The organism is Yersinia sp. 1252 StPb PI, from assembly GCF_048593885.1.
GTDB lineage: Bacteria > Pseudomonadota > Gammaproteobacteria > Enterobacterales > Enterobacteriaceae > Yersinia > Yersinia enterocolitica_E.
Window position 1 is genome coordinate 1 of record NZ_JAZGQE010000445.1, and the last position, 694, is coordinate 694.

Consider the following 694-nt stretch of genomic DNA (forward strand, 5'->3'; position numbering starts at 1 on the left):
CAAATAACATACTCGGAAATAGTAATTCAGACGGCGAGTTTTCTAGCCTGATCATATCGGTTATCGGGGTTATTTTATCGGTAGGTGCAGTTTATATCACACAGCTAATTTTTCAGGAAATATCAGAAAGTTTTCATGTGGCGGTACTAGATGCACGCTATTCATTTAGTGTGTCATGCTTTATTTATGCTATTTCATTTTTTATATTTGGTCCTCTATCTGACAGAGCGTCAGCTAAGTATTTGAGCTTGTTTGGATGCGCAGGTGTTATTTTCTGTTTGATTATTTGCCTTTATATTACAAACTATAATGTTTTTCTTCTCGTTATGGCATTACTTGGATTTTTTGCTGCTGCGGTTCCTGCTGCTTTATTTGCTTATACTGCTAAAAATACTGCGTCGGATAGACTCCCACAAGCAATGGGATTAATGATATCGGCATCAATTGTCGGTATCATTTTTAGTCGTAGCATCATTGGTATTTTATCCGATCACTTTTCCTGGCGTACTGCGTTCTCTATGTATGCAGTGCTAGTTCTGATTTCAGCACTGCTGATAATTATTGGGCTAAAAGAAAACTCTACTGTCGAGCGTAATCATAAAAAATTGAGTCATGTTTATATAAATGCAGCAAAAATGCTCACTGATAGAAATATTATTCTGTTTTTATCTTTAGGTTTTCTCCTTTTCTTTAG

Annotated in this window: 1 protein-coding gene; it reads left to right on the forward strand. The window is 35.7% G+C overall.

Going from position 1 to position 694, the window contains the following annotated elements; all coding sequences use genetic code 11:
- Positions 1-694, forward strand: a 694-nt coding sequence (locus V2A85_RS24220) for an MFS transporter (RefSeq protein WP_420072624.1), incomplete at both ends; no start/stop codon positions are given.